The organism is Riemerella columbipharyngis, assembly GCF_900101995.1.
Taxonomy (GTDB): domain Bacteria; phylum Bacteroidota; class Bacteroidia; order Flavobacteriales; family Weeksellaceae; genus Riemerella; species Riemerella columbipharyngis.
Map to the genome: position 1 here is coordinate 106703 of NZ_FNAS01000003.1, position 13112 is coordinate 119814.

The 13112-nt window shown below is 36.9% G+C and carries 13 protein-coding genes; 6 read left to right on the forward strand and 7 right to left on the reverse strand.

Annotated features, from left to right (window positions below; genetic code table 11):
* Positions 1-49: 49 nt before the first annotated feature.
* The 3 genes from BLS89_RS02960 to BLS89_RS10395 all read right to left on the reverse strand — a co-directional run bounded on the left by BLS89_RS02960 (position 50) and on the right by BLS89_RS10395 (position 3599).
* On the reverse strand, positions 50-997 hold the full coding sequence (locus tag BLS89_RS02960; protein ID WP_092736024.1) for a hypothetical protein: 948 nt from the start codon (positions 995-997) through the stop codon (positions 50-52).
* A 17-nt stretch (positions 998-1014) separates the two neighbouring features.
* A complete protein-coding gene (locus tag BLS89_RS02965) occupies positions 1015-3066 on the reverse strand; it encodes a TonB-dependent receptor (RefSeq protein ID WP_092736025.1) in 2052 nt (683 codons plus the stop codon).
* Positions 3067-3275: 209 nt separating this feature from the next.
* The gene (locus BLS89_RS10395; RefSeq protein ID WP_143017714.1) at positions 3276-3599 is read right to left on the reverse strand and encodes a hypothetical protein; all 324 of its coding nucleotides are present in this window, start codon (positions 3597-3599) and stop codon (positions 3276-3278) included.
* 245 nt (positions 3600-3844) lie between these two features.
* On the opposite strand from BLS89_RS10395, the gene BLS89_RS02975 reads away from it, so the two are divergent.
* From BLS89_RS02975 to BLS89_RS03000, 6 genes are all read left to right on the forward strand, one after another.
* The gene (locus tag BLS89_RS02975; RefSeq protein WP_092736027.1) at positions 3845-4300 is read left to right on the forward strand and encodes a hypothetical protein; all 456 of its coding nucleotides are present in this window, start codon (positions 3845-3847) and stop codon (positions 4298-4300) included.
* Positions 4301-4339: 39 nt separating this feature from the next.
* On the forward strand, positions 4340-5011 hold the full coding sequence (locus tag BLS89_RS02980) for a MotA/TolQ/ExbB proton channel family protein (RefSeq protein ID WP_092736028.1): 672 nt from the start codon (positions 4340-4342) through the stop codon (positions 5009-5011).
* Positions 5012-5020: 9 nt separating this feature from the next.
* Positions 5021-5422, forward strand: a complete 402-nt coding sequence (locus BLS89_RS02985; protein WP_092736029.1) for an ExbD/TolR family protein — start codon at positions 5021-5023, stop codon at positions 5420-5422.
* A 1-nt stretch (position 5423) separates the two neighbouring features.
* The gene (locus tag BLS89_RS02990) at positions 5424-6380 is read left to right on the forward strand and encodes a hypothetical protein (protein WP_092736030.1); all 957 of its coding nucleotides are present in this window, start codon (positions 5424-5426) and stop codon (positions 6378-6380) included.
* A 10-nt stretch (positions 6381-6390) separates the two neighbouring features.
* A complete protein-coding gene (locus BLS89_RS02995; protein ID WP_092736031.1) occupies positions 6391-7626 on the forward strand; it encodes a bifunctional folylpolyglutamate synthase/dihydrofolate synthase in 1236 nt (411 codons plus the stop codon).
* A 78-nt stretch (positions 7627-7704) separates the two neighbouring features.
* Positions 7705-8199, forward strand: coding sequence for a DNA-deoxyinosine glycosylase (locus BLS89_RS03000; RefSeq protein ID WP_092736032.1), 495 nt, complete (start codon positions 7705-7707; stop codon positions 8197-8199).
* Positions 8200-8551: 352 nt separating this feature from the next.
* Here BLS89_RS03000 and rodA read toward each other — a convergent pair whose 3' ends face one another.
* From rodA to mreC, 4 genes are read right to left on the reverse strand one after another with little or no spacing between them, the layout of a single operon-like run.
* Entirely contained in the window at positions 8552-9781 is a 1230-nt protein-coding gene (rodA, locus tag BLS89_RS03005; RefSeq protein ID WP_092736055.1) for a rod shape-determining protein RodA, read from the reverse strand.
* Positions 9778-11760 (reverse strand): penicillin-binding transpeptidase domain-containing protein, encoded by a 1983-nt coding sequence (locus tag BLS89_RS03010; protein WP_092736033.1) that lies wholly within the window; start codon positions 11758-11760, stop codon positions 9778-9780. Before BLS89_RS03010 ends, rodA begins: the two co-directional genes overlap by 4 nt.
* Complete coding sequence (locus tag BLS89_RS03015) at positions 11757-12266, reverse strand: rod shape-determining protein MreD (RefSeq protein ID WP_092736034.1); 510 nt, start codon at positions 12264-12266, stop codon at positions 11757-11759. Before BLS89_RS03015 ends, BLS89_RS03010 begins: the two co-directional genes overlap by 4 nt.
* Positions 12256-13107 (reverse strand): rod shape-determining protein MreC, encoded by an 852-nt coding sequence (gene mreC / locus BLS89_RS03020; protein ID WP_092736035.1) that lies wholly within the window; start codon positions 13105-13107, stop codon positions 12256-12258. The genes BLS89_RS03015 and mreC overlap by 11 nt, the downstream gene beginning before the upstream one ends.
* Between the last annotated feature and the right edge of the window lie 5 nt (positions 13108-13112).

Genomic DNA, 13112 nt, shown 5'->3' on the forward strand with positions numbered 1-13112 from the left:
AAAAAACACTCTATTCAATATTTAAATAGAGTGTTTTTGTATCTATTTATTACAACCAAAATGTGCTGCCTTCTGAGTCTAATTCGAAGATTAAATCATACATTTTTTTAATCTCATCTACGGTTGTATGGAATGCTTCTGCTGCATCAGGGAAGAAATCATTTTCTTTCTTTTCTTCAGTTTCTTGAAAATCAATAGTAGAGTATATTACTATTGGAATTTTTAAAGAAAGATCTGTAGCATATATTCCAGGTGCCGGCTTGTCATTAAATTTGTATGGTTCTGGTTTTTTTGTGTTTTTATTCAGTTTGTTCTCTACTTTGAAGTGTGCTAAAATCACTTTTAAATCAAATTTTTGACGGTAAGTTTTATTAGGAATAGTTATGTATCCTTTTAATCCTACCGGATCTTCTCCTTCCGGATTAGAAGGGTCCCAAGTTCTCTTTCTTAGATTTTTGATTAAACCCTCTTGCTTGTAATCATAAGGGTCTGTATCTCTGTATACATAGTCGAAGAGATAAAGTGAATTAGGGGCTTTACTTGCTTCCTTTTTAGTAGCCTTTATATTTTCTGCATAGAAGAAGTGCTGGTGGATTTTCACCATATCGCCTTCTACAAACTCTTTATTCATCAGTTCTCCTTTAGTGTTGTAATAATTGATGATGATAGCATACGAGTTCCCGCCTAATAAATAGATTGGCTCATTTCTATTGGCTTTTACTTCGCCGTTAGCATCGCGGGAGAAAGTGATTTTCTGGCTTCTGTTGAAGTATTTTACAGACTCTGGGTAGTCTGGATCTCCGTGGAAATTACGCCCGTGCAGGTGTCCTTCTTTGAAAATAAATTCCACTTTTTCCCATTCATCGTGTCCCTTGTCTGTGGTTTCGTTTGTAGGAGTAACGGGATCATCGTTTCGGCTACAAGATTGTAGTCCGAACATGCTCAGCACTAAAAGAAGCGCTGCTAAAACTTTGTTTAAAGAAACTGTTTTAATCATAATAAAAAAATATAAGGTTAAAAATTAATTGTTGTTTTAAGTTGAATGTCCAAGCCTTTGCCATGAACAAAATACCTGAAATGGTCGGTATAGTTTTTATAAAGTTGGTTAGTGAGATTATCTATTTTTAGCATAAAAGCACAAGTGTTCCGCCTGTTGTAGTATAGCTCTGCCCCTATCTGAGTACCAAATAAATGGTATGCGTCGGGTGTATCGGGGATAAGGTCAAGTGATGGGTCAAATCTCTTTTGCTTTGCAAAATACTTATGTTCCAGTAAGATATAAAACTTATTGAGTACAGAAGAAGGAATATCCCATTTTATATTCTGATATAGAGAAAATGGAGGTATTATAGGGAGGTATCCATTTGTTTTAGAGTTATTTGCAAATACGATAGCTGTATTTGCAGTATAACTTATTCTATTAGTAGGCTTCCAATCTAAGGATAAATCTCCACCTCTGAAGAAAGCGTCTGTCTGTAAGGTTTTAAATACTGCTGTTGGTCCCGAAAATAGATATAAGTATCGTTGACCAGGAATTTGATAAATATAATTCTTGATAGGCTGTACAAAACCTGAAATTACAAAACCAAAAGAAGGAGTTCTGTACTCTAATTTATTGCTGATTTTCATTCCTCTCTCGGAGTCTAAATCTTTGTCTCCGATATAGTATATAGGAATTCCGTGCTGTTTCCCATTGACATATAATTCGTAAGGTTCCGGACTACGCCAGGCCATACCAAAATCAATTAAATAATGCCAGTGATTGCTAATGTGATAGTTAAATACAGCATTGTAAGATATATTAGAGAAATTTCTTTTGCTACCATATAGCTGTCCCAGCCAGTCGTAGCCGAGAGCATTGGTAGTTCTATGGTCATATCTCAGCCCTATGGAAGCCCTCCATTTAGGTCGCTGGTATTCTGATATTACAAAAGAGGCATAATTATTCAGTTTGTAATTTGGGATTGTAGGGGCCACACCGGTACCGGGAATATTATAATTGTTTTGATAAAGATATTGCAAACCTACTTTGGTATGAAAATTTTCATCTATATCATAATGCCAAATCCCTTCTAACGAGTGAGATACAAGCCGCATGTCTTGAGTAGGGACGCTGGTTTTGTCCAATCTCCTGATATCAAATTCTTTCCTAATGTTTTTCTGAATGTTGTAATTTAGTTCTACGGTATGTTGGTTATTTAATTTAACATCAAATTCAGATTTTAATATTAAGTGCTCCACATTTTGTTTGGGAGGTTTGATATTGTAAGATGCAGGATTGATTTCAGGTGGTTGACCTAATAATATTTTGTCTTTAAAATCTTCAATATTTCCGTTTAATGAACCATAAAATACGCCGTTTTCCAGAGTAAATCGGCTTGCCGATAGTTTGGCTTTCAGAGTATTACTCTTATACCCTAGTGCAATGTAGATGTTATTTTGTTTGAGCCCTGTGTTATTAACATAGTAATCGCTGGTTTTGTAGTCTCCTGAACGCTGATAGCTTTGCTGCACCTGCCATGCCCATTTATTTTTAAAACTTCCTTGTAGAAAGGAATTTAGCAATGTTCTTCCATCATTAGAACTACCAGAAAGACTGATATTTCCTCTAAAATTGTCAGTAAAAGATAGAGATTTAGGTTCTAATAAAATAACTCCACCCAATGCTCCAGCACCATAACGTACACTTTTAGCTCCTTTTATAATTTTAATATTCCGAAAAGCAGACATATCTACCTCTGTAGTATGCTGATCGGACCAATCTTGCCCACTCAGCCGTACCCCGTCTGTAATTACAAGAATCCTATTATTTCTTAGTCCTTCTATGATTGGTTTGGAGGTATTGGCTCCGGATTGTACAATTCCTATTCCAGCTTGGGAACTAATGACATCTGCCAAGCTTCCGCCTGTGTACTGCTTTGAATTGTTATACTTTAAGATATTCTCTGCTGGGCGTTCTATTTCTATGAGAACGGTGTCTATTAGTTTGTTTTTGGGTAATTGCGAATAAAAACAAAAAGATAGTAACCCTGAAAATATCAGAAGTAAGTTTTTTATAAAGTTCATGTAAAGATTATTAAGTTAAATTTTCACAAAAGCCTAATGAAACGCTACACAGCATTACAAAAGCATTGTCTGCAATTATTAATTGAAAAAATGTTTATACGATTTATCATACAAAAAAAGGTTTTACTACAGAACAAATCTTTAAATATAAATATATCAAAAGAGAAAAATAAAAATTTAGCAGTAAAGTATATTGTATGTAAAAAAGTCTACAAAGAAGGAGGTCCCCTATAGGTTTTTGATAGAATAGATTTAGACGAAAAAAAAGTCTCTATAGCGAATGAAACATTTTGTACGCCGTTGCTAAAGCTCTTAATCTTCTTTATGTAGTTAGGTAATACATAAGGAGAAAAATGATAGACTATTTTATAGACTTTTTTTGCCCTACTAAAATGCCCGTTATGGTGATGGCATAGCCCCAAAGAACATTTGTCTAATTTTGTGATTGTTGTTACCTCTGTATTATTGAAGTAAACTTCTTTTAGAGAGACATCGCTACCATCAAAAAACAATCTCACCAGTAATGCGAGCAATACTAAGCAAAAGTTATTTTTTATAAAACGATATTTTCTCATAAAGTAACGCCACAAATTTATAAATTTTATTTTTATAAAACCTATAATTTGGCGAAAAAAAATATTAGGGGGATTTCTTAAAACACATTATTAAATTAGGTATAATTTTTTTTTGAAAATATAACATAGTCATATCAAATAAAACTTTTATCTTTGCTCTGTAAGTTTAATGGAAAAATAAAATATTTTATTTAATTAAAAAAATGAAAGGGATTTTAAAAATCTATCACCCTGATGAGACTCTGAAGTACTTTATCGTAAATTCTTATTGTAAAGCTATTTTTAGCAATAATGAAACTCATCTTGAGGTAGAAGTGGGTACTAGTGATGATTTGGACCATGTGGAGGATGACTCTTTGCAATACAATTTTCCTCAGATTGCTCTTGCAATTACAGACTTTCCGCTGAAAAATAAAAAGTTGGAGGGACAAACTGTTACTGTCCCAGATGACGGAGAAGACTATACTGTCGTAAATCTATTTGATGATGAGGAAGCTGAAATCTATGAGAACCAGTTGTGCTTTACCAAAAATGAAGAAGGCATTTTGCAAGTGGTATGGAGCGGTAAGATACAGGATTTCTATACAGGCTCCGAAGAGCTTATCCCATTCAAACTAAAATGCCATTTCAAAGAAGAAATAATAGATATAGAGGAATAATATTTTAATAACGCATATAGCAAAACAACATTGTTTATTATGGAATTACAAGCACAAACCGTTAGCCAGACCACGCAGCATATATTTTCCTTGTGGGATATATTATTTTCAGGAGGGATCGTTTCCAGTGTCGTTATGAGTGCGATATTTTTGTTGGGGATTTTGGCACTTTATATTTTTTTTGAACGGTATTTCTTTATCAGAAGAGCATCAAAGACGCCGTCTGATTTTATTGATAACATCAAAGACTTTGTTTATGAAGGCAAAATAGAAGCAGCTGTGGATCTCTGTAAAATCACCAATTCTCCTGAAGCCCGTATGATAGAAAAAGGACTTAGCAGAATAGGACGCCCTATAAGCGATATCAGTAATGCGATGCAAAATCAAGGGCAGATAGAGGTTTCAAGATTAGAGAAAAATCTTAATATTTTGGCATCGGCATCCGGAGCTGCCCCTATGCTGGGGTTTTTGGGAACGGTAGTAGGGATGATAATGGCGTTCTTTGAGATATCAAATGTTATGGGGACGGTAAGTCCAAAACTCTTGGCATCAGGTATTTATACGGCTATGGCAACCACTGCGGTGGGGTTGTTCGTAGGGATACCGGCTTATTTTTTCTATAATATTTTGGTAACGAAAGTAGATAGATTAGTACTAAAAATCCAGACACATGCAAACGAGTTTTTGGATACATTGAACAAACCTCTATAATCCCGCACCATGGAACTGAAACGAAGAAATAGAGTAAGTGCAGAATTTAGTATGGCGTCTATGACGGATATTATATTCTTATTGCTAATCTTTTTTATGATTACTTCTTCCGCCATCAGCCAGAGTGCTATAGAAGTAAAACTTCCGGAGGCATCAGCATCGGATGCTTCTGCTCAAGATCCTGCTGCCGTTACGATAAGTAAAGACGGTAAGTTTTTCATTAAGGATAAAGAGATAGCACCGGAAGACTTGGAAAATGTGTTGGTTAATACCTTTAAAGACGATAAAAATCCGTCGTTTACCATTCGTGCAGATGGAGATGCCAAACATAAAGATGTCGTTTTCATAATGAATATTGCAGAAAAACACAAATACAATATTGCCATAGCAACAGTAGAAGAGACCCAATAGAATGAACTACGCAGTAGAACATAAATCGGCTGAAAATAAAGACCGTATCAAGAGTGTTGTCCTTACACTTCTTATCAGTTTTCTTTTGTTTTTAATTTTGTATTACTATCAATTTACTCGGGATATTCCAAAGGAAGAGGTTATTTCTACTATGCTCATTAATTTTGGGGATAATCAAAATGGCAGCGGTGAGGAAGAACCCAAACCACAAGAGGGAAGCCAGGCTTCGTCTGAGGCGATAATAGAACCTAAAGAAGAGGTAAAACCCACAGCACCGGAGGTAGTAAAGCCAGAGCCGGCACCTTCTAAACCAAAAGCTCAGCCTGAAAAACAAGTTCCTCTAAAAACACCGGTAGTTACCGGAAATAATCCAAAACATAAAACTTCAAAGGCAGACGATACCAAGAAAGAATCATCTGTAAAAAAAGAAACTAAGTCTTCTGCGAAAGCTAAAACATCATCTAAAAATACAGCTTCTGATTCCAAGACTACAGGTGCCAAATCCGACAAGGCAAAGCCAAAAGCCGCATCTAAAGATTTTACTTCTAAAAACGGTACTGGAGACGGACGCGGCAATGCAGCGATAGGTAATCTGCTCAAAGGAAAAGGAGAGACTAAGGGAGGACAAGGCACAGGTAAAAGTGATGGTAATGCAGGAGACCCATTGGGAGGCAGAGGTAATGGTGATAGCAAAATAGGGGTGGACCGCAAATTGCTCAAATTCATTCCCGGGACTATGGGCAAGGGCGGAGCACAGCCTAACCATCAATGCAAAGCCTCGGGGACTATCTCTATACTTTATACGGTGGACAAAGCCGGCAATGTGGTTTCTGCACATAGAATAGGCGGTGTTTCAGACCCTTGTATCGTTTCTACTTCCGTGGGCTGGGTAAAATATTATGTAAAGGCAGAAAAAGCCAATACATTCTCCAAAGGTGTCTATCAGATAACATTCTAAAAATCAGTAAATGCTTAGTAAAGAAGATTATCAAAAAGCTCTCGATTGGCTTTTTGTACAAATGCCAAACTACCAAGTGGATGGTCAGAAAGCCTATAAACCCGGGCTGGATAATATCCGAAAACTTTGTGATTTTTTTGGAAACCCACAGAAAAACCTGAAAATGATTCATATTGCGGGGACTAATGGCAAAGGCTCTACGAGTAATATGCTTGCATCGGTATTGCAGGAGCAGGGCTATAGCGTAGGGCTTTATAATTCGCCGCATTTGGTGGATTTCACCGAGAGAATAAAGGTAAATGGTAAAAATGCTAACCAATCTTTTGTCTATGATTTTATCCAAAGGCTGAAGACATTGCCACAGGACATTCGTCCGTCTTTTTTTGAGTTTACTACGGTGATGGCATTCTGTTATTTTTTGGAGCAAAAGGTGGATTTCGCTATCATAGAAGTGGGATTAGGCGGTCGGCTCGACTCTACTAATATCATTATGCCTATGGTCTGTGCCATTACCAATATAGCATTGGACCACCAGAATATTTTAGGAAACACCATAGAGGAAATAGCAAAAGAAAAAGCCGGTATTATTAAAACCGAAATTCCCATTGTTTCGGGAGACGAAAACCCTGCCGTAAAAGATATTATACAAAAAACGGCTGCCGAAAAGAATGCTCAATTTATTGATGCTTCGGAACTAAAATGTAATTTGGAAACAGACCTGAAAGGGCATTACCAAAAGAAAAATAAGCGTGTTGTGTTGGGGATTGTAGAGATACTGAGGAAGCAAGGTACCGGTATTTCTTCGGATGCTTTGGAACAAGGGTTGCAGAGGGTTCAGCAGAATACCCGTTTTATGGGACGATGGCAAAAAATATCGGATAGTCCTTTACTCATCTGTGATACGGCACATAACCAAGCCGGACTGGAACAAGTTTTTTCTCAATTGGAAGAATTACCACAGTACAAGCATATAGTGTTAGGCTTTGTAGAAGACAAAAAAATAGACCAAGTATTGAGAATATTACCGAAAAATGCACAATTCTATTTTGTAAAACCAAAGATTAACAGAGGTCGTCATCCTAAAGATTATCTAAATTTACTTTCGGAAGCGGGGATATCGTTTGAAATTTTGGATAGCGTAGCAGAGGGTTACCAAATGGCAAAAGAACATTGTAAAGATTCTGAGATGATTTTTGTGGGCGGCAGCAATTTTGTGGTAGGAGAATTATTGGGAATTTTACAATAATCAAATAAGTATTTGTAATAGATTTGAATTTTTAGTAGATTTGTAATGTTAATTTAATGTTAAAACTATTTTTAGAAAATGAATAATCGTATTTCTTTATTTGATCCAATAGTAAGCAATGATTCTCAAATCCTAATATTAGGGTCTATTCCAGGGAATAAATCGTTAGAACAGCAACAGTATTATGCAAATCCGCGTAATTGTTTCTGGAAATTGATATTTGAGCTTTTTAATGAAAATTTTACTACTGATTACAGAGAAAGAGTATCGCTTTTGAAACGGTATCATATTGCATTATGGGATATCATAGACTCTTGCGAACGTAGTAGTAGTCTCGATAAAGATATTAAAAATGAAAACTATAATTTCAGTATCTTAAATTTTTTGGAAGAGCATCCTACCATAAAAGTCATTTTTTGTAATGGAAAAAAATCTTTTAAATTACTGAATAAAATATTTCCTGAAAATTCTAATATTTCTATTATCTCACTTCCTTCAACTTCATCTGCACATGCAGTTCCGTATGATAATAAAAAACGAGAATGGAGCGTCATTAAGGATTATATAAAATAACTTTTGTTATAGGTAAAAGCTAATTTTAGGTTGGCTTCTTGGTTTAATTTTTAGTTAGTCGTGTAAATTATTTCAAACTCATAAAAATGAAAAAAAACGAAAATAATTAATAATAGCTTCAACCCTTTTTTACTTTTTAGTAGTATTTGCATTAAACTTATACCTATACTATAATGATCAGTATAGTGGTTATACAAGAGAACTTAATATGAATAGAATAATGCTGTAGATGATAAGAAATAATCTGCTACACACATTGTAAATTGTTGTGTATTAAGGTAATATAATCCCTTGTTTATTAGAATATTCTAATTGAATAAAATTGAGAGGCGGAGGGATTATTTTTCTATAATTACATCAAACTTCTCTTATCGCTATAATTAAGTTTGAAGAATATGGCAGTCATTATAGAGAATGCCAAAAGCGAACTTCCGCCGTAGCTGAAATAGGGTAGAGGGATTCCTACCGTAGGAAAAAGTCCCATTACCATAGAGATATTGATAGAAAAGTGCATCAGAAGTATAGAGGCAAAGCAATACCCAAATACCCTGTTGAAAGTGTTTTTCTGCCCTTCAGCGAGATAATAAATACGCCCGATATAAAAGATATAAAGCACAATGAGCATGGCACTACCTAAAAATCCCCACTCTTCTCCTACGGTGCAGAATATATAATCGGTGCTTTGTTCCGGTACGAATTTTCCCTGTGTTACAGAGCCTTGCTTGTAGCCTTTGCCCCAGAAACCCCCGGAACCTATGGCGGTTTTGGAATACAGCAGATTATAACCGGAAGTGTCCCTGAAACTCCTTTCGCCTTTATACAACACCTCTATACGCTCACGCTGGTGCTTGGGCATTTTGGATAATATTTTAGGCGTAGTGTAAGCGATGGCACATAGGAAGATGACGGCTAACGCCGAGAGGCTTATGGATACCGTGTTCCAATGAATTCTGTAAGAATTGGCCCACAGAAATAGTGCGGCTACTACCAAAACACCTATGACGACATACAGCGGATTGACAGCAAGAGCCGTAAGAAATACCACGGCTAATATAAATATAGCTCCGAAAAACCATCCACTGAGTCCCTCGCGATAAAGGGCTATCACGAATGCCATAAACACAAGCAACGAACCTACATCGGGGATAGCTAATACAATAATGCCCGGAACGCCTATGATCGCAAAGGCGGTGATGAATGATTTTTTGTCGTTTAAGTTAAAATCAGAATTGGAAGCATAAGTCGCGAGCATAAGTGCAACGCCTATCTTGGCAAACTCTACCGGCTGCAAACTTATAGAACCGAATTTGTACCAGTTTTTTTGTCCCAAAACTTCTTTTCCGAAAGGGAACAATCCCACTAAGAGAAGGATGCTGAGGATATAGAAAATCACAGACATATTCTCAAAGTATTTGGCACGCATTACAAAAATAATAAGCCCTACAAATAATGAAATACCAAACCAAAGCGCTTCCCGCTCACCACTGGAAGGCTCTACACTATATATATTGGCAATAGCGAACAAACAGAGTGTAATGTAAAGCCCTATTCCCAATTTATCTATGCCGGTAGTCCAATTCATTTTTTTAGTTCTAATAGTTTTTGAAGGCTGTCCACTTTCTTTTGCATCTGTTTTCTTTTCCAATCGGGCAGTTGTAGTTTTAAGCTGTCTCTCATCTTAGTGACTTTCATACTGTCCTTATTGAAGTTTAAGATGCCTTTCTTTCTAAGTTGCTCTATCCATTGCCTTCTATATTCAGGCATAAAGCTGGAATTTACCATTTTGTTGTAAAGCCCTACACGCTTAACCTCTCCGGTGATATATTTCTCAGCGATAAGGGTACAAGCCGGTCCTGCCCAAGTAGCACCAAATCCCGCGTGCTCTATAACCGCTACGACTACAATCTGTGGATTTTCAGCTGGTGCAATCAGAGTGAAAATAGAATTATCTTTTCCCTGTGGTACCTGTGCCGTACCTGTTTTTGCCATTTGGGTAAATTCGCTTGTTCTTAGTCCTCTTGCTGTTCCGCTCTGTACCACGGCTTCCATTCCTTTTAGTACGACATCGAAATACTTTTTGTCCACTTTTGTGTAGTGTTTTACATAGAAGCGTTTATCGGGGTTTGGTTTTCCGTTTACCAATTTTACAATATGCGGCGTATAGAACCAGCCTTTGTTTGCAGTGGCAGCCGTGAAATTAGCAATTTGAAGAGGCGTAAGTAGGATATCTCCCTGTCCCATTCCATTGAATACCACACTCAGCGGCTTCCAAGTTTTACCAAATCTTTTGTGATAAAAAGCACTATCGGGGATAAGGCCTTTACTTCCCACCGCCAAATCATTATTCATAAATTGCCCTAATCCAAAACTGTGCATTATATCAGCCCATTCGTTGATACTTTTATCGGGGTTTCCGGGGTATTTGTTCAAGATATTGAGATAGGCGTGAGAGAAGTAGCAGTTACTCGATATTGCCATAGATGGTACCAGTGGAATGTTTCCTCCGTGTCCTTTAATCCTAACGCCTCCCATCACAAAGCTTCCTCCGGGACAAGAGAATGTGGTCTCCGGTGTGATGACGCCCATCTGCAAACCTGCCAAGGCGGTCATAATCTTGAAGGTAGAGCCCGGTGGATAGCCGGCTTGGATAGACCGGTCAAACATTGGTTGGTTGAACTTATCTTTAAGCAGTTTAGATATTTCTTTATTTTTATCCGAACCCGTAAATGCTTTCGGGTCAATGTCCGGACCTGTAGCCAAACAGAGTATCTCTCCGGTTTTAGGGTTAAGGGCAACGATGGCTCCTCTCTTATTGACGAGCATTTCTTCGGCGAGTTTTTGCAAATCGTAGTCAATAGTAAGGGTAATGTCCTCGCCGGGTTTTACTTCTTGGTCTAATTTCCCGTCTTTGTATGGACCGATATTCCTTAGCTTAATGTCTTTTTGGATATATTTTACGCCTTTTTCGCCGCGTAGTGTTTTTTCGTACGCCTTTTCTACCCCTGTTTTACCGATATTGTCTCCCGGCTGGTAATAGGTAGAGTCTTTTTTTATGTCAAATTCATTAACCTCGTTGGTATAGCCCAGTAAATTGCCAGAAGTGCTAACATTGTATTCCCTCTGCGGTCTTGAAACGACATTGAAAGCCGGATAATTGAATATTATCTCTTGAATGCGGGCTATGTCGTCTCGCGAGAGATTTTTCATAAAGGTAATTGGGGTCAGTTTAGAGAAGTATTTGTCGGATTTAAGTTTTTTTATTCTATTGATAAAATCAGTTTTAGTAATCCTTACCAAATTACAAAAGCCTAAGGTATCAAAGTCCGTTTTCATAAGAGCTTCGGTATAAGAAAGCTCATAGGAAGGCTGGTTACCCACTAATATTTTCCCGTTGCGGTCAAAGATAATTCCTCTTTGCGGGATTATGTAGTCTTTTTTTATAGAAGTATTGGCGGCATTTAGGGCATATCGATCCGTTAATAATTGTAAATAAGCCAGCCTCGCCAAGAATATTCCGGCGATTACAGAAATGACAATAATTATTCTATAGAAAGGTTTCAAACTTTTTGTTTGATTTTAAATGCCAATACATAAAGTAAAATGAACACGAATGAAATTACAGAAGTCAATAGAACATTTACGAAAATCTGTATTATCCTTGTCAGCTTAAAAAACTCAATGTACTGAACCAATAATTGATGCAAAAATATACCAAAAAAAATGTATAGCAAAAATTGAGTGTACTGGATGGAGCGAAATGAGAAGCTGTCGGTAGCCTCATTGTCTATGGAAGTCTTGAATATAAGTGTCCTGAAATAAGCAATCACGGTGGTAGAAAAAGCATTAATTCCCCAAGTTCCCAAGAAGGCATCTATCCCTAATCCTAAAAGAAAACTAATGAAAAGGAAAAAATATTGATTTCTATAAAACGGATAAAACAGCACGATGATAGGGTAAATCACGGGGGTGTATTCTCCCATAATGGAAATTCTATTGAACAAGAAAATCTGCGATACAACCAGTAATGCAGAAAATAAAATATCAGTAAATATATTTCTACTTATCATTTTCTATCACACTTTTTAGACTGTCTTGCATTTGGTTGAGTTCTTTCTTTTTAAGATTCTTCACAATATAGACTTTTTGTATATTTCCCATTTTCTGAGAAAGTTCTACGCTGATGTCCCAAAATCCTGTACTGGGGTCTATATCGTAGCCTGCCACAGTGCCAACCATTACGCCTTCGGGGAATATGTCGGATTTTCCGTCTGTGATGACCGTATCTCCTACTTTTACTTGGATATACTTAGGAATATCCGAGAGGTGCATCACTCTTGAGTCATCGCCTTTCCAAGTAAGGGTACCGAAATATCCGTTCTTTTTCAGAGCGGCATTTATTCTCATTTTATTAGCACTCAATACAGACTGTACCAGAGCGTAATTCGGCATACTATTAATCACTATACCAGCGATCCCTTTTGGAGAGATTACGCCCATTTTTTCTTGTACACCTTGGTTCTGACCTTTGTTCAGCGTGAAATAGTTGTCTTTTCGGATAATGGTATTGTTCAAGACATCTGCATCTATGATAGTATATACCTGTCCTTGGTTAAGCGTATCACTGATGGTTTTCTCTTTTGGGGGGGTAATATAGTTTTTTCCATAGGTCTGTTCCATCAGGTGCTTGTTTTGAGCTACTAATTCTTTGTTGATTTCTTTAAGTTTTAGATAGCTTGTACCCTCATCTATATAGCCGGATACCCAAGCGTTGAATGCAGCTACTTCCCCTGCGAGAAAAGAACGCTGGACGGAGTTTCTGGTAAACAACAAAACCACGCTAATAGCTTGTAGAAATATAAAAAAAAGAAAAAGCGAATTCTTGGAAAAGAACCTTACCAGACTCCCCATCAGCA

Bases quoted from the DNA above. Each gene is read 5' to 3' on its own strand.
- BLS89_RS02960 (WP_092736024.1), bottom strand. From the start codon at position 997: ATGATTAAAACAGTTTCTTTAAACAAAGTTTTAGCAGCGCTTCTTTTA.
- BLS89_RS02965 (WP_092736025.1), bottom strand. From the start codon at position 3,066: ATGAACTTTATAAAAAACTTACTTCTGATATTTTCAGGGTTACTATCT.
- BLS89_RS02975 (WP_092736027.1), top strand. From the start codon at position 3,845: ATGAAAGGGATTTTAAAAATCTATCACCCTGATGAGACTCTGAAGTAC.
- BLS89_RS02980 (WP_092736028.1), top strand. From the start codon at position 4,340: ATGGAATTACAAGCACAAACCGTTAGCCAGACCACGCAGCATATATTT.
- BLS89_RS02985 (WP_092736029.1), top strand. From the start codon at position 5,021: ATGGAACTGAAACGAAGAAATAGAGTAAGTGCAGAATTTAGTATGGCG.
- BLS89_RS02990 (WP_092736030.1), top strand. From the start codon at position 5,424: ATGAACTACGCAGTAGAACATAAATCGGCTGAAAATAAAGACCGTATC.
- BLS89_RS02995 (WP_092736031.1), top strand. From the start codon at position 6,391: ATGCTTAGTAAAGAAGATTATCAAAAAGCTCTCGATTGGCTTTTTGTA.
- BLS89_RS03000 (WP_092736032.1), top strand. From the start codon at position 7,705: ATGAATAATCGTATTTCTTTATTTGATCCAATAGTAAGCAATGATTCT.
- rodA (WP_092736055.1), bottom strand. From the start codon at position 9,781: ATGAATTGGACTACCGGCATAGATAAATTGGGAATAGGGCTTTACATT.
- BLS89_RS03015 (WP_092736034.1), bottom strand. From the start codon at position 12,266: ATGATAAGTAGAAATATATTTACTGATATTTTATTTTCTGCATTACTG.
- mreC (WP_092736035.1), bottom strand. From the start codon at position 13,107: ATGGGGAGTCTGGTAAGGTTCTTTTCCAAGAATTCGCTTTTTCTTTTT.